The 25,597-nt window shown below is 71.4% G+C and carries 23 protein-coding genes; 8 read left to right on the forward strand and 15 right to left on the reverse strand.

Annotated features, from left to right (window positions below; all coding sequences use genetic code 11):
- Positions 1–31 precede the first annotated feature (31 nt).
- Together ACFHWS_RS07030 and ACFHWS_RS07035 are read right to left on the reverse strand one after the other, a co-directional pair.
- Positions 32–2,245, reverse strand: a complete 2,214-nt coding sequence (locus tag ACFHWS_RS07030; RefSeq protein ID WP_416551144.1) for a bifunctional glycosyltransferase/CDP-glycerol:glycerophosphate glycerophosphotransferase — start codon at positions 2,243–2,245, stop codon at positions 32–34.
- Positions 2,242–4,287: a DUF5941 domain-containing protein gene (locus tag ACFHWS_RS07035; RefSeq protein WP_416551143.1), complete on the reverse strand. Its 2,046-nt coding sequence runs from the start codon at positions 4,285–4,287 to the stop codon at positions 2,242–2,244. The genes ACFHWS_RS07030 and ACFHWS_RS07035 overlap by 4 nt, the downstream gene beginning before the upstream one ends.
- Positions 4,288–4,726: 439 nt before the next feature.
- Between ACFHWS_RS07035 and ACFHWS_RS07040 the strand changes: the two genes are divergently transcribed.
- Positions 4,727–4,933 (forward strand): PspC domain-containing protein, encoded by a 207-nt coding sequence (locus tag ACFHWS_RS07040; RefSeq protein WP_123607371.1) that lies wholly within the window; start codon positions 4,727–4,729, stop codon positions 4,931–4,933.
- A 49-nt stretch (positions 4,934–4,982) separates the two neighbouring features.
- Here ACFHWS_RS07040 and ACFHWS_RS07045 read toward each other — a convergent pair whose 3' ends face one another.
- The 7 genes from ACFHWS_RS07045 to pdxH form a co-directional block, all read right to left on the reverse strand.
- A complete protein-coding gene (locus ACFHWS_RS07045) occupies positions 4,983–6,869 on the reverse strand; it encodes an arabinofuranosyltransferase (protein ID WP_416551142.1) in 1,887 nt (628 codons plus the stop codon).
- A 180-nt stretch (positions 6,870–7,049) separates the two neighbouring features.
- Positions 7,050–8,276 (reverse strand): glycosyltransferase family 2 protein, encoded by a 1,227-nt coding sequence (locus tag ACFHWS_RS07050; RefSeq protein WP_416551141.1) that lies wholly within the window; start codon positions 8,274–8,276, stop codon positions 7,050–7,052.
- Positions 8,277–8,501: 225 nt separating this feature from the next.
- Positions 8,502–9,254: a DUF4230 domain-containing protein gene (locus ACFHWS_RS07055; protein WP_416567848.1), complete on the reverse strand. Its 753-nt coding sequence runs from the start codon at positions 9,252–9,254 to the stop codon at positions 8,502–8,504.
- Between the two features lie 138 nt (positions 9,255–9,392).
- Positions 9,393–9,704 carry a type II toxin-antitoxin system VapB family antitoxin gene (locus ACFHWS_RS07060; protein ID WP_416551139.1) on the reverse strand — a complete coding sequence of 104 codons (312 nt, stop codon included), beginning with the start codon at positions 9,702–9,704 and terminating at the stop codon, positions 9,393–9,395.
- Between the two features lie 171 nt (positions 9,705–9,875).
- The gene (locus ACFHWS_RS07065; RefSeq protein WP_416551396.1) at positions 9,876–10,496 is read right to left on the reverse strand and encodes a nitroreductase family protein; all 621 of its coding nucleotides are present in this window, start codon (positions 10,494–10,496) and stop codon (positions 9,876–9,878) included.
- On the reverse strand, positions 10,496–11,461 hold the full coding sequence (locus ACFHWS_RS07070; protein WP_416551138.1) for an aldose 1-epimerase family protein: 966 nt from the start codon (positions 11,459–11,461) through the stop codon (positions 10,496–10,498). Before ACFHWS_RS07070 ends, ACFHWS_RS07065 begins: the two co-directional genes overlap by 1 nt.
- Positions 11,462–11,546: 85 nt before the next feature.
- Positions 11,547–12,206 carry a pyridoxamine 5'-phosphate oxidase gene (gene pdxH, locus ACFHWS_RS07075; RefSeq protein WP_416551137.1) on the reverse strand — a complete coding sequence of 220 codons (660 nt, stop codon included), beginning with the start codon at positions 12,204–12,206 and terminating at the stop codon, positions 11,547–11,549.
- 199 nt (positions 12,207–12,405) lie between these two features.
- Here pdxH and ACFHWS_RS07080 point away from each other — a divergent pair, with 199 nt between their 5' ends.
- From ACFHWS_RS07080 to sepH, 3 genes are all read left to right on the forward strand, one after another.
- Positions 12,406–13,512: a citrate synthase 2 gene (locus ACFHWS_RS07080; protein ID WP_123606312.1), complete on the forward strand. Its 1,107-nt coding sequence runs from the start codon at positions 12,406–12,408 to the stop codon at positions 13,510–13,512.
- Positions 13,513–13,671: 159 nt separating this feature from the next.
- Positions 13,672–14,799 (forward strand): phosphoserine transaminase, encoded by a 1,128-nt coding sequence (gene serC, locus ACFHWS_RS07085; RefSeq protein ID WP_416551136.1) that lies wholly within the window; start codon positions 13,672–13,674, stop codon positions 14,797–14,799.
- 279 nt (positions 14,800–15,078) lie between these two features.
- Positions 15,079–16,146, forward strand: a complete 1,068-nt coding sequence (sepH, locus tag ACFHWS_RS07090; protein WP_416551135.1) for a septation protein SepH — start codon at positions 15,079–15,081, stop codon at positions 16,144–16,146.
- A gap of 61 nt (positions 16,147–16,207) precedes the next feature.
- On the opposite strand, the gene ACFHWS_RS07095 is transcribed toward sepH, so the two are convergent.
- The 3 genes from ACFHWS_RS07095 to ACFHWS_RS07105 all read right to left on the reverse strand — a co-directional run bounded on the left by ACFHWS_RS07095 (position 16,208) and on the right by ACFHWS_RS07105 (position 19,620).
- Positions 16,208–17,521, reverse strand: coding sequence for an MFS transporter (locus ACFHWS_RS07095; protein ID WP_416551134.1), 1,314 nt, complete (start codon positions 17,519–17,521; stop codon positions 16,208–16,210).
- A gap of 71 nt (positions 17,522–17,592) precedes the next feature.
- Positions 17,593–18,027, reverse strand: a complete 435-nt coding sequence (locus tag ACFHWS_RS07100; RefSeq protein ID WP_416551395.1) for a MarR family transcriptional regulator — start codon at positions 18,025–18,027, stop codon at positions 17,593–17,595.
- 129 nt (positions 18,028–18,156) lie between these two features.
- Positions 18,157–19,620 carry an NCS2 family permease gene (locus ACFHWS_RS07105; RefSeq protein ID WP_416567849.1) on the reverse strand — a complete coding sequence of 488 codons (1,464 nt, stop codon included), beginning with the start codon at positions 19,618–19,620 and terminating at the stop codon, positions 18,157–18,159.
- Between the two features lie 192 nt (positions 19,621–19,812).
- On the opposite strand from ACFHWS_RS07105, the gene ACFHWS_RS07110 reads away from it, so the two are divergent.
- A complete protein-coding gene (locus tag ACFHWS_RS07110; protein ID WP_416551394.1) occupies positions 19,813–20,118 on the forward strand; it encodes a DUF2530 domain-containing protein in 306 nt (101 codons plus the stop codon).
- On the opposite strand, the gene ACFHWS_RS07115 is transcribed toward ACFHWS_RS07110, so the two are convergent.
- Complete coding sequence (locus tag ACFHWS_RS07115) at positions 20,087–20,944, reverse strand: DUF3027 domain-containing protein (RefSeq protein ID WP_416551393.1); 858 nt, start codon at positions 20,942–20,944, stop codon at positions 20,087–20,089. The two genes, ACFHWS_RS07110 and ACFHWS_RS07115, sit on opposite strands and share 32 nt — an antisense overlap.
- A gap of 85 nt (positions 20,945–21,029) precedes the next feature.
- Between ACFHWS_RS07115 and ACFHWS_RS07120 the strand changes: the two genes are divergently transcribed.
- The 3 genes from ACFHWS_RS07120 (at position 21,030) to ACFHWS_RS07130 (ending at position 24,500) form a co-directional block, all read left to right on the forward strand.
- Positions 21,030–22,814, forward strand: coding sequence for an MFS transporter (locus tag ACFHWS_RS07120; protein WP_416567850.1), 1,785 nt, complete (start codon positions 21,030–21,032; stop codon positions 22,812–22,814).
- 77 nt (positions 22,815–22,891) lie between these two features.
- On the forward strand, positions 22,892–23,632 hold the full coding sequence (locus tag ACFHWS_RS07125; protein WP_416551392.1) for a futalosine hydrolase: 741 nt from the start codon (positions 22,892–22,894) through the stop codon (positions 23,630–23,632).
- Positions 23,625–24,500 carry a 1,4-dihydroxy-6-naphthoate synthase gene (locus tag ACFHWS_RS07130; RefSeq protein WP_416551131.1) on the forward strand — a complete coding sequence of 292 codons (876 nt, stop codon included), beginning with the start codon at positions 23,625–23,627 and terminating at the stop codon, positions 24,498–24,500. The genes ACFHWS_RS07125 and ACFHWS_RS07130 overlap by 8 nt, the downstream gene beginning before the upstream one ends.
- A gap of 38 nt (positions 24,501–24,538) precedes the next feature.
- Here the strand turns inward: ACFHWS_RS07130 and ACFHWS_RS07135 are convergent, their stop codons facing one another.
- Positions 24,539–24,925 carry a cold-shock protein gene (locus ACFHWS_RS07135; RefSeq protein ID WP_416551130.1) on the reverse strand — a complete coding sequence of 129 codons (387 nt, stop codon included), beginning with the start codon at positions 24,923–24,925 and terminating at the stop codon, positions 24,539–24,541.
- Between the two features lie 32 nt (positions 24,926–24,957).
- Positions 24,958–25,572: an HAD family hydrolase gene (locus tag ACFHWS_RS07140; RefSeq protein WP_416567851.1), complete on the reverse strand. Its 615-nt coding sequence runs from the start codon at positions 25,570–25,572 to the stop codon at positions 24,958–24,960.
- Positions 25,573–25,597 lie beyond the last annotated feature (25 nt).

Genomic DNA, 25,597 nt, shown 5'->3' on the forward strand with positions numbered 1-25,597 from the left:
GGCACCGCCGGTCGCCCGCCCCCACCCGGCATCAGCTGGCCGCCGGCGGTGCCGGTTCGCCGAGCAGCGCGCGGCGGACCACCCGCTCGGCGGCGTGCCCGTCGTCGAGGTGGCAGAACCGCCCCCGGAACTGGGTCCGGGCCTTGGCCGCGGCGTCGTCGTCGACCGCCCCGGTACGGAACACGTCCAGCAGGTGCCCGAAGGTGGTGGCGACCGCTCCCGGGGGTTCCGCGGTGATGTCGAAGTAGACGCCCCGCGTCATCGCGTACGCCGCGGCGTCCGGCGCGTAGATCACAATCGGGCGGTCCAGGATCGCGTAGTCGAACATCGCCGACGAGTAGTCCGTGATCAGCACGTCGGCGGCGAGGTACAGGTCCTCGACCACCGGGTGCGCCGACACGTCCCGGACCCGACCGCTGGCCGGCGCGTTGGGTGCCTGGCCGGTCCGCTGCCGGTCGTGGAAGTAGTGGCTGCGGATCAGCAACCAGGCGTCCGGGCCGAGGACCTCGGCGAACGCGTCGGCGTCGAAGTCGGGCCGCCAGCCGGGCTGGTGTTCGCGGTGGGTCGGCAGGTAGAGCACCACCCGCTCACCGGGAGCGATGCCGAGCGCCTCCCGGGCCGCGGCCACCTCCGCGTCGGTGGCCAGTGCCAGCCGGTCGTTGCGCGGATAGCCGGTGTCGAGCGACTCGAAGCCGGCCGGGTAGGCGCGCTCCCACATCTGGGTGGAGAAGTGGTTGGCGCTGACGCTGTAGTCCCACCGGTCCACCCGGCGCAGCAGCAGGGAGAAGTTCATCGAGGTGGCACCGATCGGGTGCCGCTGCTGGTCCAGGCCCATCACCTTGACCGGCGTGCCGTGGTGGGTCTGCACGTGCACCGAACCGGACCGCTTGCGCACGTAGTCGGGAAAGTTCACGTTGTTGATCAGCCACTTCGACCGGGCAAGGGCCCGGTAGTAGCGCCAGGTGCCGGCGATGACGTACGGCACCCCGGGCGGCATGCTCGAGGCCCGGTCCCGACGGACCACCCAGACGCTCTTGATCTGCGGGGCGATCTGCGCCGCCTTGGCGTGGATCGCCGCCGGGTTGCAGCTGTAGCCCCGATACCAGTACGCCGCGTACAGCGCCAGCGACTGGTCCATCGGCAGCCGCAGCTGCAGCCGGTAGTAGCCACGCAGCAACACCCGCCGGCCGGCCCGGGCCAGGTTGATCAGCCGCCGTTTGACCGGCCGGCCGAACCGTCGGCTGACCGAGGGCAGCTTCTTGCGGACCTGCTGGCCGGCCCGCAACGCGGCGAAGGTACGCCACCGGTTGGCGGCCAGCAGCCGCCGCTTCAGCCCTTCCACGCCGTCCGGCTCGGGGTAACCGCCGGCCGGCAGCCGCCGCTGGTAGTCGGCGTGGGCCCGGGCGAAGAACTCCCGGTGCAGCTCGCGGGGCAGCCGACCGCCGTGTCCCAGCACCATCAGATAGTGGGAGATCATCAGACCGAACAGCTCGGGCCGGACCGGGTCGGCCTGCGGGCCGCGGGCATCCAACCAGTCGAAGGTGTTGCCCCAGTGGTCGAACATCTCGAAGTGCCGGGCGCTGCGGGTCCGGGTGATCGCCCCGGTGCGGCGCTGCCGGTAGTTGACGCACGCCCGGTCGAGTATGGTGACCCGCTCGGCCGCGACCAGCAGCGGGAAGGTGAACGACACGTCCTCGTACCAGCCCGCCTCGAACCGCAGCCCGAGATCGACCAGGAATTCCCGACGGGTGACCTTGTTCCAGGCGGTGTGCAGGACCTTGAGCGTCTCTGGCCGGGTCCGTACGTTGAACACCTCGGCACCGGGCGAGGTCGGGAACGCCTGGCGCAGCGCGCTACCCGCCTGGTAGTTGTTCCAGAAGACCCGCACGTGGTCGACGATCAGCACGTCGGGCGTGGTGTCGCGGAGCCGGTTGGCGACCGCCCGCAGCGCACCGTCGGTCAGCCAGTCGTCGCTGTCCAGGAACCAGACGTACTCGCCGGTCGCCGCGTCCAGGCCGGCGTTTCGGGCCTTGCCCAAACCGACGTTGGCCGGCAGCGACAGTACGGTCAGCCGGGGGTCGCGGGCGGCGTACTCGGCGAGGATCTGCCCGGAGGTGTCCGGCGAGCAGTCGTCGACCGCGATCACCTCGACGTCGGTGAACGACTGCCCGAGGATGGAGTCAAGGCACTCCCGCAGGTAGCCCTGCACCTTGTACACCGGCACAACGATACTGATCAACGTCATCGGTCATCACCTGCGATCGTGCCGGCGGAGCGGCCGGCGGGGCGGAGGGAGGGAGCCGGACCGGCCGGCATGGCCGGCGGCCGGCGGGGTGCCGGGACCCGGGCGACGGCGCCCGGCGGGCGGTGGTCCGCTGCTCGACCCGGTGCCGACGGTCGGTGGTCGACGACCGCGGTCACGAGGAAGTGCAGCATCAGGTAGCCGGCGAACGCGGCAACCACACCGGTGGTCACCGCGACCGGGGTGACCGTCGTGGGCAGCCCGGCGGCGACCAGCGCCGGTCCGGCAGCGGCGACGGCGAGCAGCAGTACTCGGCCGTCCCAGCCGAGGCTCCACCGGCGCAGCGGTGGTCCGTCGAGCCGTTTCTCCAGCCGGGCGGTCAAATCGTAGTGGTGCAGGGCGAGGATCAGCAGCAGTCCGTAGGTGACCGCGGCCGGTACGCCGGCGACCACGCCGGCCGCGACGACGAAGAGAAGTTCGGCCGCCCGCAGCGCCGCCGGCACCAGCCAGTCGAGCGCGCCGGTGGCCGGCCGGGCCGCGCTGGCCGAGCCGGCCGCCAGCAGGGCCGCCGCGCCGACGAGGACAGCGCCGGCACCGGACAGCACACCGGTCGTGGTCAGGGCCAACAGGATCGCGGCTGTCCCGGCGGCGGCCACCGCGAGGGGCAACTGCCCGGCGGGGGACCGGCCGGTCCGCAGATTGGCGATCCGACCGGCCAGGAAACCGTCGTCACGGTGATTCGCGGTGTCCACCGCCGCCAGTACCGGGACCCGCATCGACCGGGCCCGCAGGGTCCGCAGGCCCGCCGTCCAGATGGCCGCGAGCATCCCCCAGCCGAGTACGGCCCACAGGCTGACCAGCGGGCCGAACAGCACCACGGTGACGGCGATCAGTGCCCACCGCTCGCCGATCGGAAAGACGATGGTCCGTTTCGCCCAGTAGATCGGCGAGCGCGGCCCGGCGAGCACGCGATCGGAGACCTGGCTGAGCCGACCGCCGACCCCGCCCGCCGACGCGCCGGTGGCCGGTCGGCTCGGCGTCCGGTGGGCGGCTTCGTCGTGCAGCGCCCCGTACCAGGCGTCGGTCATGTGCCGGACGGTCTGCAACACGATCGCTGCGGTGGCCAGCACCCATCCGTCGGCCGCCCACCCACCGGCCAGTCCCGCCTGGTGTACACCGACGCCGAGCCCCGCGTAGACCAGGTACTCCTTGCCCCGGTCGGCGATGGTGTCCAGCCAACCGCCGAACGCGCTGAACCGGCCGGTGTAGCGGGCCAGTTGGCCGTCGACGCAGTCGAGCACGAAGCCGAGATAGAGCAGAACCGCACCGAGCAGCAGCAGCGGCCGGTCACCGACGGCGAACAACAGCGCGGCGGCGGCGGCGAACGCGACCGAGATGGCGGTGACCCCGGTCGGGCTCAACCCGATCCACGCCGCAAGCTTCACAACCCTTGGTGACCAGCTGCTCACGAAATAGGTGGCGAACAGGTCGTCCTGTTCCTTGACCGCGAGGCGCAGTCGGGCTTGATCGGGGTCGACAGCACGGATCCGGGCCTCGGCGTTGGACAGCTCGACCTGATCGGCGACCCGCCGGGCCACCAGGTGACGCAGCGGGTACGCCCCGACGGCGGCGCCGCCGGCAACGAACTCGGCGAGGATCGCGTCCAGCGGGTGGGTACCCGGAGGCAGTCGCCGGGTGGCGGCGGCCCGGGCCGCCGTGGCCAACGCGGGCAGGTCACCGACGCCGACCCGCAGTACGCCGCCGAAGAGCGGAAGCCGGTCGGTGGTGGCCGGATCGGGGGTGACGGCGACGATACGACCACGCAGCGCGCTGGCTGCGGCGACCCGACCACCGCCGGAGCCGTCCACAGCGGGCAGCAGCATCGCCCGGGTCGTCTCGGCCGGCGCCACGGCGAGCAGTCGAATCGCCTCGGTGTGGGCGACCACGTCGGTGGCGCACAGCAGGACCGGTCCAATGGCCTGCTCAACAAGGTCGGCGACGCCGGCTGCTTCCGTCGGCCACACCTCGTCGGCGCCGGCAGCCACGAGCTGCTCCCGGAGATGCCCATTGAGCGACGATCCACTTACCGTACGCAACTCTCCGGAATCAACGCTGGCCGGGGTAGCAGAAGCCCGGTCCGCCGAAATGAGGATCGCCAGTGTCACATTCGCGCGCTTCCGTCTAGACGAGCGCGCGAGGCGCTCAGAGGGGTGGCGTCGCCCGAGCGCACCGACGCGAGTAGGGGCACCGTCGGCGTGGGCAACGCCGGCAAGATTAGCAGTCGGTGAACAAAGCGGGTAGCTCGCACGTCCGTGAGATGACGCCACCTCGGCATGGCTCCCTGAATGATCTTGAATCAGTCAGGGTAGCGCCGTACGGGGGCCACGCCGCGAATCGGTCCGTGGACCGAGGTCGCCGCCTCCCGGCGTACCTACCGTGGAACGTGGCAGACCGGCCAGCAAACGACACCCGAAGGAGCGTCCGATGAGCCGCAAACTGGTACGTCCCCGCAACGGAAGGATGATTGCCGGCGTCTGCGCCGGGCTCGGCCAACGGTTCGGCATCTCAGCGGGAATGGTGCGGTTGATCTTCCTGCTCTCCCTGCTGCTGCCCGGCACCCAGGTGATCATTTACCTGGCGCTGTGGATCGTGATGCCAAACGAGGACCGCAACCTCGCTACGTCGTACTGACCGCCCCGTCCCCGGCTAGCGCCCGCCATCAGGGACCGCTGACGACCCGTCACCGACGGATCGAGACCACGACCTGTCCCGGCAGGTCGTCGCGGACCACCCAGTAGCGCGGGTCGAACTGGTCGCGATGGAATTGCAGGTCCCGCCAGACCAGCTCGTCGCCGTCGCGGGTCAGGACGAAGATGTCGATCGGCCCGAACGCGGTCGCCGCAGACTCGGCGGCGAACGCCGCCGGGTCCTCCTGGTCGGCCAGATCGCGCAGCTCGGCCCGGCGTTCGTCCCACCGGGACAGGGTGCCCGCCGCGGTCCGGTCGTTGCTCAGGTAGCCGGGCCACGGCAGGTACGAGAAAAGCCGTTCGTCGACGCTGAGGGTGACCCGGTCCGGGTCCGGCCCGATGACCTGCTCAACCGCTCGACGAACCGGCTCGACCGGGAACCAGTCAGCGCGGCCGGTGTCGGGCGCGTACCGGGGATAGCCGCCGCCGGGCAGCGGCTCGGCGTGCGCCGCCGCCGCGTACCCCGAACCGGAACCGTCGGTGCCCGGCATCCAGTTCGTGGAGTAGACCGGCACCGCCCAGGCCAGCAGCACCGCCAGCGGCACGCCGGCCAGCCCGACCGGCGGACTGATCCGCAGCCGGCGCAGCAGCAGCGGCACCGCGTGCACCAGGGTCAGCACCCCGGCGACAGCCAGTACGACGCCGTACAGCCGGGCCGTGTAATGCGCGAAGGCGGTGTGCCCGGTCAGCACGAACCGCACCAGCGACAGCAGCCGGTAGGCGAACGCACCGGCGGCGATCAGCAGCAGCGGCCGGGCCCACCAGGTCGACCGGATCAGCCACACCGAGCCCACCAGGCCGGCCAGCTGCAGGCCACGCAGCGGCAGGTCGCCCCGCTCCAGAAACGGCAGCAGATTGTCGAGGTAGTACGGCGACACGAACAGGTCGGAAACCAGCTGTCCGCCGCCGCCGGTGGTCAACGCCCACAGGTACGGCAGCACGTACCACGCCGACGAGACGGCGGCGACCGCGGCGACCAGCAGCAGCCGCCGCAGGTACGCCCACCGGTCCGGCTCGGCCCGCCAGGCCAACCCGACGATCACCGCGAGGCCGAGCGCCCCGTAGACCAGCCAGGCCTGGTAGAGCACCACCAGCAGACCCCCGAGCAGCCCGCAGGCCAGCCAGTGCAGCCGGCTGCGAGGCGGACGGGTGAAGGTCTCCAGCACCCACGGGATGAAGACCATCAAGGCGAGGACCTCGTACGCCTTCCGCGGGTCGGACCAGGCCAGCACCCCCACGCAGGAGATCGCCAGCGCCGCCCAGGGACCCACCTGGCGGCGCCACAGCAGGAAACCGACCAGCACCGACGCCGAGACGAACAGCACCTCGGCGGCGCCGAGCAACCGCCAGGCCGGCTGGTCGAGCAGCACCGCCGCCCGGCCGACCAACCAGGCGTACAGCGGCGGGTACTCCGACGGCAGCCCGGGCACCGTGGTGTCCGCGCTGGCCACGGTGACCGTGTACCGGGTGGCGGTGGCGGTCATCCGCAGCATGTCCCCGGACAGGCCACCGAAGCCGAACGGGGTGCCGTACAGCGCGGCCCGCAGGATCAGCGCCAGCCAGGCCGAGGCCAGGCCGGCGCTGACCCCGGCCAGCGCCGGCATCGCGGTGGGCTGCCATCGCTGGACGGCGGCAGCGGCCAGTCCGCCGAGGCAGACCAGGAGCAGGCCACTGGCGACCGGCAGCGCCCGACCGGCCACCGTGAAGGGGTCGGCGCGCGCCACCGACGGCAGCACGACCGCCACCGGTGTGGCCACCAGCCAGGTCAGTACGGCGAGCAGCCCCGGCCGGCCGGCCAGTGCCGGCAACCGGCTGGCCCGGGGCCGCCCCGGCCCTGGCGCTGACTCCGGTCTACGAGATCCGTCCGGATTGTCCTGCACCGGGATCCGGCCCGATGCCGTCCGGCTTTGCGAGCCTGACCCCCGGCCGGGCAAACCGACCTCCCGGCCGGACGGCTCGCCAGCGCCGGCCGGGGATGTCTCGACAGTCATGGTGCTCCGCGGAACCGTTCGTTGTCGTGACGCGCGCCGGCTATGTCGCGCATCGGCGGGCCGTCTCGGTCAGTGGGTGCTGGCGACCAGCGGGCCGGGCTCCGATATCTGCTGATCGGCCACGGCGACGGAGACCCGCCGCAGGCTGAGCAGGCTGGAGAAGAGCCCGGCGAAGATCAGTGTCGCGCCTAGGCCGATCGCGGTCGAGGAGGGCAGCACTACCCGCATGGTCTCACTCGCGTCCTGGGCGCCGAAGCCGGTCGCACCCCAGGTGGCGACCGCCAGGATGGTGCCGGCCAGACCCAGCAGGATCAACGCGAACCCGCCGGCCGTGCAGGTCTCCAGTCTGACGTACCGGCTCCACCGGTCGGACTGTCGCAGGTCGGTGATGCCCTCGTATCTGCCGTAGATCAGCGCGAACGCCCCGAAGAGCAACAACTGTGCGCCGGCGAGCATGGCGAGACAGGTGTAGACGAGGGTGCTGACGTCGAAACCGATCCCGCCGACGACCAACGGGCCGACGGCCAACGTTACGGTGCCGATCAGGCCGACCGTGAACAGCACCGCACCGGGCCAGATCAGCATCTTCCGGGGGGCGAATACCAGTAGGAACCGCAGGTGACGCCAGCCGTCCCGCCAGGTCCGCAGGTGGGGTGGCCGGCTCCGGCCGTCGGGGCGCAGGGTGGTCGGCACCTCGGTGATGTCGTAGCCGTTGAGCGCGGCCCGGACGACCAGTTCGGAGGCGAATTCCATGCCCGGCATGCACAGTTGCAACTGCCGGACCCGGTCCCGGTTGAACCCACGGATCCCGCAGTGAAAATCACCCACATTCAGGTTGAACAACCGACGACCCAGCCAGGAGAGCACCGGGTTGCCGAGATGGCGGTGCAGAAACGGCATCGCACCGTCGGCTATACCGCCACGGAACCGGTTCCCCATCACCACGTCCCGACCGCGCCGCAGTTCATGAATGAAAGGTCCAAGGTCGGAAAGGTCGTACGAGTCGTCGGCGTCAGCCATGATGACGTACCGACCGCGGGCCTGCTCGACGCCGTTGATCAGTGCTCCGCCGTAGCCGCGCATGGGGGCGTGCGACACCCGGGCACCGGCGCGTACGGCGATTTCCTGTGAGCCGTCGGTGGAGCCGTTGTCGCTGACCAGGACCTCGCCCCGGACCCCGAGCTCGTCGAGGGACCGGCGGGCCTTGCGGATGCACACCTCCAGCGTCTCCGCCTCATTCAGACACGGCAGAAGGACAGTGACCTCGACCTCGTCGTTGCGCACCGAACGCGCCACGGGTGCACCCCCGAATTAGAGACTGACCACAGCCAGGCCGCCGTACCAGTCATGAGTCAATTTCATTTTCTGGCCCGCTGCTTCTGCGGATCCGGCCCTCGACTGCACTCTAGCGCGACCCACGCGGAACGAGTGCCCACCCCCGGACAGAAAACGCTGGGCCGAAGGATGATTCGGTCCGGCGGATCACCACCCTTCACGGGCGGTTTCAGCCTACAGAAATAGCTATGGCGCCACAAAGGTGACTGAGCTTTCCTCGTATCCCAGAGAGCGCAGCAGCCCCGTCAGCATCTTGCGGGTGTTCTCCTCGGCCCGCCCGGCGATCCCGCTCTCCCGGGCGGCGGCCGTGATTCGGTCCTCGGCCAACTGGTAGACCTGCTGCCGCCGGTTCGGGTCACCGCCGAACACCTCACCGAGACGGTTGAGCAGGCCACGCTCCTCGGCGAAGACATAACTGTTGTCGAGATCGAGATCCGCGTCGGTCAACTGTGGGGCCGGCAACTCGATCTGCGCAGAAAGACCATCCTCAGAGGTAGATATGGCTTCCTCGCCAATTTGCCCGAAATCGACGTATGCCTCGACCGTTCCGACCCCGACGAACAGGGTTCGTTCGTTGAGCAGGAAATCGGGCACGTACCGTCGGTCCTGCTCAAGGTCGACGACGACCTGATAGTTGCCCTCCGCCGCGACGAACCGGCTGAGATCCTGGATCGACTGCAGCACCGGCGGCTGGGTGCGATCGGTCTCCTGTTGGGCGAAGGGGTTGCGCCAGTTCGGTAGCAACCCGGCGGCCTGGGAGGACAGCAGCAGCACCACGACCAGGCCGACGATGGCGGCGAGCCCGAGCAGCCCGCGCCGACGTCCGCCGGACTCCGCCGGCGGCGTAGCCGGCTCGACCGGCCTGGCCGGCTCCGGCGAACCCTCGGGATACTCCGGAAACTCCTGAGTAGGAGTGTTGACATCGCCGCTACGGGACATCCACATCACCGTCCTCACCAGACGCCGGCCCACCGCCGGGACGTCTGGATTCACCGTACGGCCCCGGTACGACAACCGCATCCGGAGCCGACCGGCGGATCATCGCGCCCGGCGGACGAATCGGGCCGGGCCGGCAGGTCAGCCGGCGGCCCGCTGCTGGATGAGCAGGTACACCCGGGCGTGGATCTGGTTGCGCTGCTGAAGCGCGGCCCGCAGGGCACGGTGCAGGCCGTCCTCCAGGTAGAGACCGCCGTCCCACTGCACCACGTGCGGGAAGAGGTCGCCGTAGAACGTCGAGTCCTCGGCGAGCAGCTTGTCCAGCGCCAGCTCCCGCTTGGTGGTGATCAGTTGATCGAGCCGCAGCGGGCGGGGCGGAATCTCCGCCCACTGCTTCAAGGTCAGACCGTGCTCAGGGTAAGGACGACCGTCCCGCACCGCTTTGAAGATCACGACGGCGCGCTCCTCCCATGTCGCCTACCGGACCGTCTGTCTGCCGAACCGCCACCCGCCGGCCGGACGCCACCGTACGCCAGCGCGTCTGCCAGGGTAGCGACCTGCCGCGACCAGTCGGAGCGATCCTGCGGCCCGTACCGCAGCGTCACCGCCCGCAACCGGCCCCGGTCAACCGTTCCACCGGCCACGGTGAACCACCTCGTCGACCGGACGGCGACCGCGACGCAGCGACGGGGAACGCGAGTCGGGTGCCCGGTAGCCGACAGTGATCGCACCGATCGGGACGAACTCGTCCGGCACGCCGAACGCCTCCCGGAAATTCGGCGTGCGCTCCGGCGGGATGCCGAAGAAGCAGGCTCCCAGCCCTTCGTCCACGGCGGTCAGCAGCATCAGCAGCGCCGCGAACCCGGTGTCGATGTGCCAGTACGGCACCGGCCAGCGCGCCTCGTCGCGGTCGGTCCAACCCTTGTCCGGCTGGGCGTACCGGTCCAGGTACGCCGACCGGTTGGCGTGCGGGACGATGATCAGTGGCGCCTGGGTCATGCCGGCCAGCCAGCGGCTGCGCCGCTCGGTGTCCGGGTCCGCCGCCACCGGGGTGGTCGCCGCCCAGAACGCCGCCCGGTCGTCCGGCCGGTCCAGCACCAGGAATCCCCAGCCCTGGGAGAACCCGGCCGACGGCGCGTGGATGGCGTGCTCCAGCAACCGGTCGACGATCTCGGGCGGTACCGGGCGGTCCGGATCGTAGTTGCGGACCATCCGCCGCCTACGTACCGCGTCGCGGAACTCCATCACCGGCCCTCCGGTCCCGGTCCCGCCGGCTCCTGCCCCGGCCGGATGCCCCAGCTCGCCTGCCAGGTCTCGGCCGGCGCCAGGACGATCAGGTCCCGCCCGGACCGGAACGCGTCCGGCGGGCAGGTCATCGGCTCGACCGCCACCGACCGCCGGTAGCGCGGCTCCGCGAGGGTGTCCCCGCTGAACAGCTGCCACCAGCCAAAGGCGGCGTCGGCCCAGAGCGTCACGCCGTCCGATCCATCCTGGTTGGACAACCGGACCGCGGAGCCGCCCGACGAATCCCGGTCAAGATCGCCGAACGCGGTGTCCAGCACCACCGGACCGATCCGCCGCGGCTTGGTGAAGTCGTACTCGCCACCGGCCACCTTCGCCGCACCGATCGGCAGCAGCCGGCCGTCCACCAGCAGCCGGCTGCGGGCCGGCAGGTGCAGGGTCAGGTCGTCAACGACGGTGTCCGGCAGCCGCAGGTACGGATGGACCCCGAGCCCGAACGGTGCCGGCTCGGCGCTGGCGTTGGTCACCTGATGGGTCACCCGCAGTCCGTCGGCGCCGACCGCCCAGCGGGTACGCAGCACCAGCGACCACGGGTAGCCTGGGTGCGGGAAGAGGGTACAGCCGACCACCACTTCGTCGGCTGTCTTGCTGATCAGTTGCCAGGGCAGCCAGCAGACCAGCCCGTGCAGCGCGGTGTGCCGGTCCGGCTCGGACAGGTGCAGCTGCCGGGTGATCTCGGCGAAGGTGTAGCGGCCGTCGCGGATCCGGTTCGGCCACGGAGCCAGGACCTGGCCGGCACCGCCGACACAGAGCTCGTCCTCGGCGTACCCGTCGACGTAGTCGACCCCACCGGCGCGGTACGCCCGCAGCCCGCCACCTACCTCGACCACGACGGCCTCGTGCCCGTCCGCCGCGATCGTCCACTGCGCTCCGGACGGCGGGCCCGGACGTGCATCGACGTTGTCCATGCGGCGACGATAACGGTTCGATCCAGCTCGCGGGTCACCCGCCGGCCAATGATCCACAATAGCTAAGAGTAAATTAAAGGTTGCGCTACGGTGCGATCCGCTCGATCGACCAGCCACCGCCGGCATCCCGGCGGTACCGCAACCGGTCGTGCAGCCGGTCGGCCCGACCCTGCCAGAACTCGACGGTCCACGGCGTCACCCGCAGGCCGCCCCAGTGCGGCGGCGGTGGCACCGCGGTCGGCTCCGGGAACCGCCGCCGGGCGGCGGCCAGACCGGCGTCGACCGCCGCGCGGTCCGGCACCACCCGCGACTGCGGGCTGGCCCAGGCGCCGAGCTGGGAGCCGCGCGGCCGGGTGGCGAAGTACGCCTCGGTCTGCGCCCGGGGGATCGGTGCCACCACCCCACGTACCTCCACCTGCCGGGACATCGCGAACCATGGAAAGAGCAGGCTGACCGAGGGATTGTCGGTGGCCTCGGTGCCCTTGCGGGACCGGTAGTTGGTGAAGAAGACGATCCCCGTCTCGTCGTACCCTTTCATCAGCACCGTCCGGGTACTCGGTCGCCCATCGACGTCGGCCGTGGCCAGCACCATCGCATTCGGCTCCGGCAACCCGGCCGCCACCGCGTCGGCGAACCACCGGGCGAACTGGGTGTGCCAGTCGACGGCGAGGCCGCGGCGACGCAGTTCCGGGGCACCGCGATAGTCACGACGCGGCAGACTCGGTCGTGGTGTGTCTCCCGTCACGTCGCTCTCCTGAACTAGGGCTACCCCTGGCACCGAACTTACGCTGGGTACCCACCAGGCACGAACAACCGGTCACCCACCGGGTACGAACGACCAGTCACCGCAGCACACGGACGTCAGTGAAAGCCGTTCAGGGCAGCCTGCAGCAGTTCTACCGGGCGCTCGGGCAGCACCGCCAAATCCCCACCAGGAGAGCCATATGTCCGACTTCAAACCGGGTCTCGAAGGTGTGATCGCATTCGAGACCGAAATCGCCGAGCCTGACAAGGAGGGCGGTGCCCTACGGTACCGCGGCGTCGACATCGAGGATCTGATCGGACAGGTCTCCTTCGGCAACGTCTGGGCACTGCTGGTCGACGGCCGGTTCGGGCCGGGTCTGCCGCCCGCCGAGCCGTTCCCGGTGCCGGTGCACTCCGGCGACATCCGGGTGGACGTGCAGTCGGCGGTCGCCATGCTCGCCCCGTACTGGGGGCTGTCCCAGCTGCTCGACATCTCCGACGAGCAGGCCCGCGCGGACCTGGCCCGGGTGTCGGTCACCGCGTTGTCGTTCGTCGCCCAGTCGGCCCGGGGGCTCGGTCTGCCGGCCGTGCCGCAGAAGGAGATCGACAAGGCGCAGACCATCGTCGAGCGGTTCATGCGCCGGTGGCGTGGCGAGCCCGACCCGCGGCACGTCAAGGCGGTCGACGCGTACTTCATCTCCGCCGCCGAACACGGCATGAACGCCTCCACCTTCACCGCCCGGGTGGTCGCCTCCACCGGAGCCGACGCCGCCGCCTGCATCTCGTCGGGCATCGGCGCGCTCTCCGGACCGCTGCACGGTGGTGCCCCGTCCCGGGTGCTGCACATGATCGAGGGCGTCGAGCGCAGCGGCGACGCCGAGTCGTACGTCAAGGGCGTGCTCGACCGCGGCGAACGGCTGATGGGGTTCGGTCACCGGGTGTACCGGGCCGAGGACCCGCGCGCCCGGGTGCTGCGCCGCACCGCCAAGGAGCTTGGCGCGCCCCGCTACGAGGTTGCCGAGGCGCTGGAGAAGGCCGCTCTGGAGGAGTTGCACAACCGCAAGCCGGACCGGGTGCTGGCGACCAACGTCGAGTTCTGGTCGGCGGTGGTGCTCGACTTCGCCGAGGTGCCGGCGCACATGTTCACCTCGATGTTCACCTGCGCCCGGATGGGCGGCTGGAGCGCCCACATCCTGGAGCAGAAGCGGCTCAAGCGGCTGGTCCGCCCGTCCGCCCGGTACGTCGGCCCGCAGCCGCGCAAGCCGCAGCAGGTCGCCGGCTGGGACGCGGTCCCGCACGACGTTTGATCCGGCATCGGTCCTGATCCGGTACGGATCCCACCGGCACCGGCCCGGGGGGATGTGGGGCACGCCTCAGTCACAGACGTGGGACCACACCCCGGGGCCAGCCGGTCGGGTGCAAGGATTGGTCGACCCGTAGCGCCTCTGGAAGGACTGCTGACCACCGTGGCTGACGTTGCGACCATCCGCATCCCAGACGAGATCAAGCCCGCCGACGGCAGATTCGGCTGCGGCCCGTCGAAGGTCCGCCCGGCAGCCGTCGAGGCGCTGTCCGAGGTCGCCACCAGCTACCTGGGCACCTCCCACCGGCAGCGCACCGTCCGCGACGAGGTGGCCCGGCTGCGGCGCGGCATCGCCGAGTTCTTCGCGCTGCCCGATGGCTACGAGGTGGTTCTCGGCAACGGCGGTACCACGGCGTTCTGGGAGGTCGCCACGTTCGGTCTGGTCCGCGACCGGGCGCAGTTCGCCAGCTTCGGTGAGTTCGGGGCCAAGTTCGCCAAGGCGGTACGCGATGCGCCGTTCCTCGGCGAGCCGACGGTGCACAAGGCCGAGCCGGGCGGCGCCCCGACCCTAGTCGCCGAGGCGGGCGTCGACGTCTACGCGACGCCGCACAACGAGACCTCCACCGGGGTCGCGGTGCCGATCCGGCGGGTCGCCGGGGCCGACGACGGTGCGCTGATGCTGGTCGACGCCACGTCCGGCGCCGGCGGCCTGGAGGTCGACCCGACCGAGACCGACGTCTACTACTTCGCCCCACAGAAGTGCTTCGGTTCGGACGGCGGCATCTGGCTGGCCCTGATGTCGCCGGCTGCCCTGGACCGGGCCGCCCAGGTAAAGGCGTCCGGTCGGTACATCCCGGCGTTCCTGGACCTGGTTACCGCGATCGACAACTCGCGGTTGGAGCAGACCTACAACACCCCGGCACTGGCGACGATCTTCCTCGCCGCCGAGCAGACCGACTGGATGAACGCCCAGGGTGGGCTGGCCTGGGCGGCGAAGCGGACGGCGGAGAGCGCGGCGGCGATCTACGGCTGGGCTCAGCGGTCCGCAGTGGCCACCCCGTTCGTCACCGATCCGGCACTGCGGTCGAACGTGGTGGCGACCATCGACTTCGTCGACGGAGTGGACGCCGCCCAGATCGCCAAGGTACTTCGGGCCAACGGCATCATGGACACCGAGCCGTACCGCAAGCTCGGCCGCAACCAGCTACGGATGGCGCTGTTCCCCGCGATCGACCCGGCCGACGTCGAGGCGTTGACCGCCTGCGTCGACTTTGTGATCGAGCGACTCTGAGGCATATCGGGCGATAAGGCCGGTTCGGCGTGGATTGTCGCCGAACCGGCCGGTTTGCTCTAGGATGACGATCAACCGCCGACCGACCATCCGTGATCGCCGACGCTCGATCACCGTCCGCCACCCGACCCGCTCAGTGGACGGATCGGGGCAGCTCACTCGACATGCCCGGCGTGGCCTACTCCCATCAGGTGACTTATCGGCGTACCGTGTGCGGAGGACGTCGCGGGCGGGTCGACCTTGCGGCGTGGGGCAGCTCAGCGGGACGGAGGCAACGCGATGCGCCCGGTACGCTTCGTCGCCCTCTCCGAGGACGGTCAGGCCCTGGTCCTCGCTGACGAGGTCGGTCGACTGCTCGCCCTACCGATCGACGACCGCGTCTCCACCGCCGTGCAGGCCGACCCGGACAGCTCGACCACGTTGACGGTGGCCAGCCAGCCCGGCGATCCCCAGCCGTCGCTGTCCCCCCGGGACATCCAGGCCCGGATCCGGTCCGGCGAGTCGGCCGACGACGTCGCGCGGATCGCCGGGGTGCCGGTCGACCGGGTGCTGCGCTACGCCGGACCGGTGCTGCAGGAGCGGGCCATGCTCGCCCAGCACGCTCGGCGTACCAGGCTGAAGAACTCCGAAAAGGGTGCACCGCTCGCCGAGGTCGTCGACGGCCGGCTGGCCCAGCACGGCATCGACGCGGAGAAGATCTCCTGGGACGCGTACCGGCGCGACGACGGCACCTGGCGGATCATCGCCACCTGGCCGTCCGGCAAGGCCACCGCCCAGGCCATCTGGGAGCTTGACAAGAGCCGCCAGGTGATCTCGCCGCACGACGACATGGCGCAGTACCTCTGCACTGAGCGGCCCACCCAGATCCTCGGTCAGGAGCCGGCGCCGGAGCGGGGCGGGCACGCGCTGCCCGGTCCGTCGCGGGCCGAGCCGGGCCGAGGCGGCGGGCACGGCCTCCCGGCTGCCCCGAGTGACCAGCCACGACCCAGCCGGGACCCGATCCGGGCCGGGCGGGACGCGCTGCTCGCCTCGCTGGACCGACCACTCGGTTCGGCGGCCGGTCGCGGCCTGGAACCGGCGGCCAACGCCGAGATGCCCCGGCAGCGGCCGGTGGCCGGCGGCGCCGCCGCCCTGCTCGGCGGCGGCACGGGTTCCGCCTTCGACGACGACGCCGACGCGCCCAAGGAGGTCCCGGCGGTGCCGTCCCTGGCGGTGCTGCGGCCCCGGCGCGCCGCGTCCGGTGCCACCGAGACCCCGGCCGACAGCTCCGGCAAGTCCCGCAAGCGACTGCCGAGCTGGGACGACGTCCTGTTCGGTAGCGGCCCGGCCGACCGCGCGAGTTCCTGACCCGTCGGCGGCCGCCGGCGGCCTGGGACCGATCCGACCCGGGCAGTACCGGTCCAGGAGGTCAGGCTCGGACTGCTCCGGCATGGGCCGGCGCGGGTCGGGCCGGCAGTACGTAGAGCCGGGGCATCGGTGCCCACCTCAGCCGCAGCCGGCCGCCGGTGCGCCGCAACTGCCAGGCCAGTGCGGCGGCGGCGGTCAGGAAGGACAGCAGGCCGCCCAGCCAGATGCTGGCCCCGGCTCCGAAACGCTCAGCGACCCAGCCGATGATCGGTGCGCCGACCGGGTTGGTGCCCAGGAAGACCAGCACCCACAGCGCCATCACCCGGCCCCGGAACGCCGGGTCGACACCGAGCTGCACCCGCTGGTTGGAGGCCTGCGCGAAGTAGACCATGAAGAACCCGGTCGGCAGCAGCAGGAGCACCACCAGCCAGTACGTCGGGGCCAGCCCGACCAGGGTGCCGAGGCCGGCGAAGGTCAACGCGCTGCCCAGCACGACGTAGACCGACGGCCGGTCGCGCCGGCCGCTGGCGGCCAGGGCACCGGCCAGCGCGCCGACCGCGAGCGCCGTGGTGAACAGACCGAACGACGCCGCACCGGTCTCGAAGACCGTCTTCGCCAACGCGGCGAGGGTCAGCTGGAAATTGAACAGCAGTAGGCCGAGCACGGCCATCAGGGCCATCGGCAGCATCAGGTCGGGGCGGCGGGCGACGTAGCGCAACCCGTCGACCACCTTGGCGGCGTCCCGCTGCGCTCCGACCGGCAGGCCGACTCGGTGCAGTTCGCCGGAGCGCATCCGGATCAGTCCGACCAGCGGGGCCGTCGACGCGAGCGCGCTGATCAGGAAGACCGGCCCGACGTCGAACGCCGCGATGGCCAGCCCGGCCACGGCCGGGCCGACGATCCGGGCGGTGTTGAACGTCGCCGAGGACAGCGCGAGGGCGTTGGGCAGCAGCGGGGTCCCGACCAGTTCGGAGACGAACGCCTGCCGGACCGGGGTCTCCAGGGCGTTACCGACGCCGAGCAGGCCGGCGAAGACGAAGACGTGCCAGAGCGCCACCACGCCGGTCAGCACCAGCACGCTCATCACCAGGGCCAGCACGCACCAGATGGCGTTGGCGACGAACAGCAGCAGCCGCTTGTCGTAGCGGTCGGCGAGCCGGCCGAAGATCAGGGTGAACAGCAGCACCGGGGTGAACTGGAGGGCGACAACCACGCCGAGCGCGGTGGCGGAGTCGTCCGACAGCTGCAGGACAAGCCAGTCCTGCGCGATGAACATCATCCACACACCGATCAGCTTGATCAGCTGCCCGGTTGCGAAGATCCGGTAGTTACGGACCTGTAGGGACTGAAAGGTGGTGTTCAGTGTCGCCCGCACTCGGGGTGCGCCTCCTCGGATCGTACGCGTCATCCACACGGGACGAAGCGGACCCGATGGCGACTGTCGCGTCAGCCGCGGGCGACCTGCTGCAGGATCTCCGCCGCCTGCCGTAACGTGTCCCGTTCGGCAGGGCTCAGCGCGGCGAGCCGGGTGGCGAGCCACTCGTCACGTATCCGCTCAAACCCGGCGATCACCTCGCGGCCTGACTCGGTGGCTGACAGGATCACCTGGCGGCCGTCGGTCGGGTGCGGGGTGCGTTGCACCAGTCCGCGCTCCTCGAGCTTGGCGACGATCCTGGTCATCGTCGGCGGTTGGACCCGCTCGATGTCGGCCAGCTCCCGCGGCGTCATCGCACCGGCCAGCTCCAGGCTGGTGAGCGCGGACAGCTGGGTGACCGTCAGATCGCCGACCGGCCGGGCCCGTCGGACCCGCCGGTTGAGTCGGGTGATGGCATCGCGCAGGGACGTCGCCAGTTGCGCGGCCGTGACCTGTCGCTCTCCCATCACCGCCCACTCCGTCACGTTCGTTAGCCTAACTAACGAACACACCGATCGACCAGCCGTTATGACCACCGTCACCGGCGGCACCAGGGTACCGCCGGTGACGGCAGGCGAAGCGACGAGGCGGTCGGCTCAGCCGATCAGCAACTCCAGCGGATGCCGCAGGAAGTAGAGGGTGAACAGCGCGGCCACCCCGTACAGCAGCGGATGCACCTGCGCCGCACGGCCCTTCACGAGCTTGATCAGCACGAAGGTGATCACTCCCGCGCCGATCCCGTTGGAGATCGAGTAGGTGAACGGCATCAGCACGATGGTGAGGAAGGCCGGGATGGCGATCTCGTAGTCGGTCCAGTCGATGGTGCGCACCGCGGTCAGCATCAGGAAGCCGACCACCACCAGCGCGGTCGACGCCGCCTCGAACGGCACCACCTCGACCAGCGGGGACAGGAAGACGGCCAGTAGGAACAACCCGCCGGTGACCAGGTTCGCCGCCCCGGTCCGGGCACCCTCCGCCACCCCGGCGGCGCTTTCGATGTACGAGGTGTTGCTCGACGTACTCGCCATGCCGCCTGCCGCCGCCGCGATCGAGTCGACGACCAGGATCTCCCGGGTCCTCGGCGGCATCCCCTCGGCGTCGAGCATGCCGCCCTCCTGGCCGACCGCGACCATGGTGCCCATCGTGTCGAAGAAGTCGGTCAGCAGCAGGGTGAAGACGAACATCAGGGCGATCAGCCAGGTCGCCGAGTCCCACGCGCCCAGCACGGAGAAGTTGCCGAGCAGCGACAGGTCCGGCATGCCGAAGACCTGGTCGGGCAGGCTCGGCACGGTCAACGCCCAACCGCCCGCTCGGCCGTCCGGACCGCCGGCCGGCCCGAACCCGCCGATCGCCTCGACGACGATGGCCAGCACGGTGGAGCCCAGGATGCCGATCAGAATCGCACCCCGTACCTTCCGGACCACCAGCACCAGGGTGAGCAGCAGACCGAGTACGAAGACGAACGCCGGCCAAGTGGCGATCATGCCGTTAATGCCCAGGCCGAGCGGCGGTGACGCGGTGCCGCCGGTGACGAACCCGGCGTTGACGAAGCCGATCAACGCAAGGAACAGCCCGATGCCGACTCCGATGGCGGCCTTCAGCTGGGTGGGCACGGCCCGGAAGACGGCGGTACGCAGCCCGGTCAGCACCAGGACCAGGATGATCACGCCTTCGATGACCACCAGGCCCATCGCGTCGGCCCAGGTCATCTGCGGTGCGATCTCGAAGGCGACGAGGGCGTTCACCCCGAGACCGGCGGCCAGCGCCAGCGGGAACCGGGCGACCACCCCCATCAGCAGCGTCATCAGCCCGGCGATCAGGGCGGTCGCGGCGGCGATCGCCGGGATCGCCAGCGCGGCGCCCTCGCCGTCGACCGCGCTGCCCAGGATCAACGGATTGAGCACCACGATGTACGCCATCGTGAAGAAGGTGGCCAGTCCGCCACGTACCTCGCGGCCGGGGGTGGAGCCGCGGGCGGTGATTTCGAAGAAGCGGTCGAACGCGTTACGTGGGCTGGGGTCCGGGGTCGGCCCGGTTGTCTCTGCCGGCACTGTCGCCATGGATCCTCACAGCTGATCATAAGGTCGATAGGTTGCGCGCATCGTCTCAGATCAGCTGTTACCGGCGAAGGTCCATCCGGTTACGTCCGCGACATCGACGGCCGACTCAGCCCGCCGTCCGGGTCGACCGGCCCGTCGCGGCGGTCCCGATCAACCGGGACGTACCCTGGTGAGGTGCCCGACTCGCCGCTGATGACCCCGCCGGACGCCCCGACCGGCCCGGTGCGGCTGCCGAGGGCGCCCCGACCGGCGCCACTGGACCCACCGATGGTGCCGTTCGCCGTCGGCGGGATGATCGCCTGGGCCGTCGCCGGGCTGGTCTGCCTGCTCGCCCGAGACTGGCTGGCCGACACCGGGCGTACCGACTGGCTCTGGACCTGCCTGGCCGGTCTCCTGCTCGGGCTGCCCGGGCTCGCGGTGATGCTGCGGCACGACGCCAACCGGCGACGGCGCCACGCCGACCAGGTCAGTCGCCGGCCGGACCCGAACGCACCGTGACCGTCTCGACCTCGCCGTCGTCGTAAACCGTGGGCAGCTCGTCCACCGGAGTCACCGCCGGGCCGGTCAGCGTCTCCGAGTGCGCGCCGCAGCCGTGGTCCACGCTCACCACCCGGCCGTCGTCCGGTGCGTACACGTTGCCGCACACCCCGAACGCCTGCCGCAGCGCCCCAGCCAGCATCAGGTAGAACCCGCAGGCGCCGCAGCGGGCCGTGTCCGGCGCGGCGACCGAGATCGGTGCCTGCGGGCCGTGTTCGCCGTCGTACCAGCGCTGCGCGGTGTCGGCGCGGCCCTCGCGAGACATCACCCGGCTCCGGCCGAGCCCGAGCTCCCAGGAGACCTCCTCGACGGCCGGGTCGTCCGACTGCAGGTAACCGGGCGCGAGCCGGTCGTCGTCGAACGAGGTCGGCAGCAGGTCACCGACGCCCAGGTCACCGGGCTGCAGCCGGTCGTGCCAGGGCAGCCAACCCGGTGCCAGCAACGCGTCCGGACCGGGCAGCAGCACCGTCTCACAGACGGTCACCTGCCGGCTGCGAGACACCCGGGTCACGGTGACGGCCCACCGCCAGCCCTGGTACCCGGCAAGATGGCAGTCGAAGAGGTGGGTCACCAGCCGGTCGCCTTCGGCGACTGCCTGCAGGTGCTCGCCGACCTCGGCGGGATCCACCGCGTCGGTCAGCGCGGCGTACGCCACGTCGACGGCTTTGGCACAGACCGAGTCGAGGCGGGCGGCACGAGCGGTGCTCCTGGTCACCGTCCCATTGTTGCCTACCGGCCGGCACCGCCGACAGGCACTCCCCCGCCGACAGCGACTCGTTGTCGCCAGGCACTCCCCTGCCGACCCGGACCCGCGACCGCGAAAACCGGCACAGCCCGAGACGGGACAGCTGCGGATAGGTGAGGATGGGCGCATGGGGCTGTTTCGCTCGCTCGGGCACACGGCCGGGACCGCCTTCCGCGGCACCCGCGCGGTGCTGCGCGGCACGGCGCACAGCGGTCGCTGGGCCGGACACAAGGTTCTGCAGGTACGCCACCGCGGGGCGGGCGGTGAACCGGGCATGTCGCGCCTGTTCGACCTGCACGCCGCCTCCTGCGCCGGGGACACCCTGATCACGATCGGACTCGCCGGGACCATCTTCTTCAGCGCGCCGCTCGGCGAGGCCCGCAGCAGCGTGGCGCTCTACCTGCTGGTGACGATGGTCCCGTTCGCGCTGCTGGCCCCGGTGGTCGGCCCGGTGCTCGACCACTTCCGGCACGGCCGGCGGTACGCACTGGCCACCACCATGCTCGGCCGGGCCTTCCTGGCCTGGTTGATCGCCGACCACCTGAACGGGTTCGGGCTGTATCCGGCGGCGTTCGGGGTGCTCGCCCTGTCCCGGGCGTACGGCGTCGGCCGCTCCGCCGCCGTGCCCCGGCTGTTGCCAGCCGGGCTTGGGCTGTCCCAGGCCGGGGCCAGGGCCAGCGTCTACGGCACGATCGCCGGAGCGCTGGTCGCACCACTGGGGCTGGCTGCGTTCTGGTTCGGGCCGCAGTGGCCGCTGCGTGTCGCGTCGGTGATCTTTTTGGTCGGCATGGTGATCGCGCTGCGGCTACCGCCTCGGGCCGACTCCGAGCCCGCCGAGCGGGTGCCACGGGCGTTCCGGGTGTTCGGGATACGGCGGGGCATTGACCGGCAGCGGATCCTCACCGGGAGCCGGCTGGTGATCGCCACCCTGGTCGGCAGCGGCACGTTGCGCTGCCTCTACGGCTTCCTGCTGCTCTTCCTCGCCTTCGCGATCAAGGCGGGCGACCTGACCACTGTGATCGTCGGTCAGCAGCTCGGCGACGAGGGCGCGCTGGGGTTGGTCGGAGCGGCACTGGCCGCCGGCAGCTTCGCCGCCACCGCTATCGGCAGCCGGATGCGGATCAACCGTCCACTCGCCCTGCAGTCCAGCGGGCTGGTGATCGTGGCCGGTGTCGGCGTACTCGCCACCCTGCGGTTCTCGCTGCTGATGGTGGCGCTGTTCTGTTTCGTCACCGCGATCATCAGCGGCATCGCGAAGCTCGCGGTGGACGCCACCATCCAGGAGCGGCTGCCGGAACGGCTGCGGGCCAGCGCATTCGCCCACTCCGAGACCATTCTGATGCTGTCGTTCGTCGCCGGTGGCGCGTTCGGGCTGATCCCGGTGGACGGCCGGGTCGGTGTCATCGCGGCGGCCGGCTTCGGCATCCTCGCCGCCGCCCGCGCGATGACCGTCGCCGGCCGGCAGCGCAAGGACCGGCTCAACGGCCGACCGGTCGACGCAGCCGACGACGTCCCGGACCCGCCCGAACCTGGCACCGCCGAATCAGGCACCGCCGATCCCGGTACGCCCGAAGCCGGCTCACCCGACGACGGCGGCACGGTTGTTCCGCCACGCGCCCGCCGGTCGATCGTCCCGGCCCGGATCCGACCACGTCCGCGACCCGCCCCGCCGACGCCGGCACCGCCGGCACCGGTCGGCGCTGGGCAGGGCGGCACCGGCCCGGTCGGTGCCGAGCCGGTCGGCGTCCCGGCCGCCGGCGCACCCGCCGGTCACCGCGACGACGACCGGGCCGACGGCCAAGCCGACGACGACGATCCGACGCCACCCGGATTCCACATCTACCGCCCGTCGTCGACGCTGCGCCGCGCGGCCGAGGACGATCGACCCGACGGGCCGGACAGCGGAAGCTGACCCACGGGCAGGTGACGAGTCGCCGGGCAACGACCCTGCCCGGCGACCGGTAGGTCCAGGAAGGCGCGGTGGGTAGGGTGCGGCAGGTGCGGATTCTGATCGTGACCGCGGTCGAGGCCGAGGCGGTCGCCCTCCGGCGCGGAATCGCCCCGGGCGGCGGCACAGCGGGCAGCAGCACAGCCGGTAGCAGCACGGCAGCGGGCGGCGGCACGACGGGCGACACAGCCGACCGAGCGGTCGACATCGCGGTGGTCGGGGTCGGTTCGGCGGCCGCCGCCGCCGGGACCAGCCGGCAGCTGGCGCTCGCGGCGAGCAGCGGACGCCCGTACGACGCGGTGGTCAGCGCGGGGATCGGCGGCGGATTTCCCGACCGGATCGCCGTCGGGCAGATCGCCGTCGCCACCCGCAGCGTCGCGGCCGACCTCGGCGCCGAGTCGCCGGACGGGTTCCTGACGATCGACGAACTCGGCTTCGGCACCGCGGTCGCCCCCGCCGACGGCGCGCTCACCGGCTGGCTGCGGGCGGTGCTGCCGGACGCCGTACCCGGCGCGGTGCTGACGGTGAACACCGTGACCGGCACCGCGACGACCGCCGGGACGCTCACCTGCCGCTACCCCGACGCGGTGGCCGAGGCCATGGAGGGGTACGGGGTGGCCTGCGCCGCCGAGCTGGCCGGGCTGCCCTTCGCAGAGCTGCGTACCATCTCCAACCCGGTCGGCCCGCGCGACCGGGCCGGCTGGCGGATCCCGTCGGCGCTGGCCGCGCTGACCACGGCGGCCAGCGCGCTGACCAGCCGGAGCGCCAGTTACCGTGGCTGACGTGACCCTGCGGCTGGCTTTCTCCCCCTGCCCCAACGACACGTTCGTCTTTCACGCCCTGGTGCACGGGCTGGTGTCGGACGCCCCGCCGGTCACCGTCCGGTACGCCGACGTGGACGTCACCAACTCCGCCGCCGAACGCGGCGAGTTCGACCTGGTCAAGGTCAGTTTCGCTGCGTTGCCCTGGCTGCTGCCGGACTACCATCTGCTGCCCTGCGGGGGTGCGTTGGGCCGGGGCTGCGGCCCGCTGCTGCTGACCGGAGGTACGGCCGGAGAGGGCCGCTGGGCGGCCGGCGACCTGACCGGGGCAACTGTCGCCGTACCCGGTGAGCGGACCACCGCGTACCTGCTGTTCCGGCTCTGGTCGGCGGGTCGGCCGCCGGCCCGGATCGAGGTCGTGCCGTTCCACGAGATCATGCCCGGCGTCGCCGCCGGCCGGTACGACGCCGGCCTGGTGATCCACGAGGCGCGGTTCACCTACCAGCGGTACGGGCTCACCGCGCTGGTCGACCTCGGAGCGTGGTGGGAGTCGGACACCGGGCTGCCGATCCCGTTGGGCGCGATCCTGGCCCGACGGGGCGTCGTCGACCCGGCGCAGGCGACCGGCTGGGTACGCGAGTCGGTCCGACTGGCCTGGACCGATCCGGGCGCCTCCCGGGACTACGTGCTGGCCCACGCCCAGGAGATGGAGCCGGACGTGGTGGACCGGCACATCGGGCTGTACGTCAACGAATTCACCGCCGACCTCGGTGCCGACGGGTACGCGGCGGTCGCCGCGCTACTGGACCGGGCGGCGGCGCAAGGGCTCACCCCACCGACGGCAGGGCTGCTCGCGCCGCCGCCCGACGACCAGTCACGGCGGCGGTAGACAGTCGGCCACTGCGGTCCGGGGACCGCGACCGCGGGTCAGACCTCCAGTTCGCGGGCGACCGCGTGCACCAGCTGGGCCACGGTCTGCGCCGTCTTGCGGTCCGGGAACCGGCCCCGCCGCAGGTCCGGCTGGACCTTGGCCTCCAGCACCTTGATCATGTCTTCGACCAGTCCGTGCAGCTCCTCCGGCGGTCGCCGACGCAGCTCGGCGACGGACGGCGGGGGCTCCAGCAGCTGTACGCCGAGCGCCTGCGCGCCGCGCCGGCTGTCCACCACCCCGAACTCCACCCGTTGCCCGGACTTGAGGTCGGTGACGCCAGCCGGCAACGCACCCTTGGGCAGGAACACGTCGCCACCCTCGTCACTGGTGACGAACCCGTACCCCTTTCCCGCGTCGTACCATTTCACTCGACCCGTCGGCACCACTGACCTCGACTTCACTCGCAGGATTGACCTCACCAGGCTAGCCGGAGCAGTGCGCCGGCCGCCGCCGGGAATCCGGTCAGGTCGTCGATCACCGCAGCCGCTGCGGTGGACCGCAGCTCAGCCGCCGAACAGGGGCCGGAGGCCACCCCGAGACCCGGTATCCCGGCGGTCCGCGCGGCCACCATGTCCGCCGTGTGGTCACCCACATACAGCTGTACGGCGTACTCGCGCAGGGCGACCGCCTTGCCCTCGGCGAACAGGTCCCCGGCGACCTCGTCCGCCGGCAGCCTCAGGTGATCCAGGTGCAGGCGAGCCAGCCAACCGAGCTTCGAGGTGACCACCACCACCCGCCCGCCCTGCTCCCGGACCAGTTCGAGCGCGGCGACCGCCCCGGGCATCGGCAGGGTCGGACCGACCGCGTAACGGGGGTAGAGCGACCGGAACTGCTCGACCGCGGAATCGACCTGGTCGGCCGGAAACCACTGGCTGATCTCCTGGCGCAGCGGCGGGCCGAGCCGCGACACCGCGACCTCGGCGTCCACCTGCACCCCGGTGAGCTCGGTCAATGCCCGGTAGGTGGCGGCGACCCCTGGCCGTGAGTCGATCAATGTCATGTCCAGGTCGAATCCGACCACCGGCGACATGTGTACGTCCCTTCCTCGTCGCGCC

It is taken from the genome of Micromonospora sp. LOL_013, from assembly GCF_048060315.1.
Taxonomy (GTDB): Bacteria; Actinomycetota; Actinomycetes; order Mycobacteriales; family Micromonosporaceae; genus Micromonospora_E.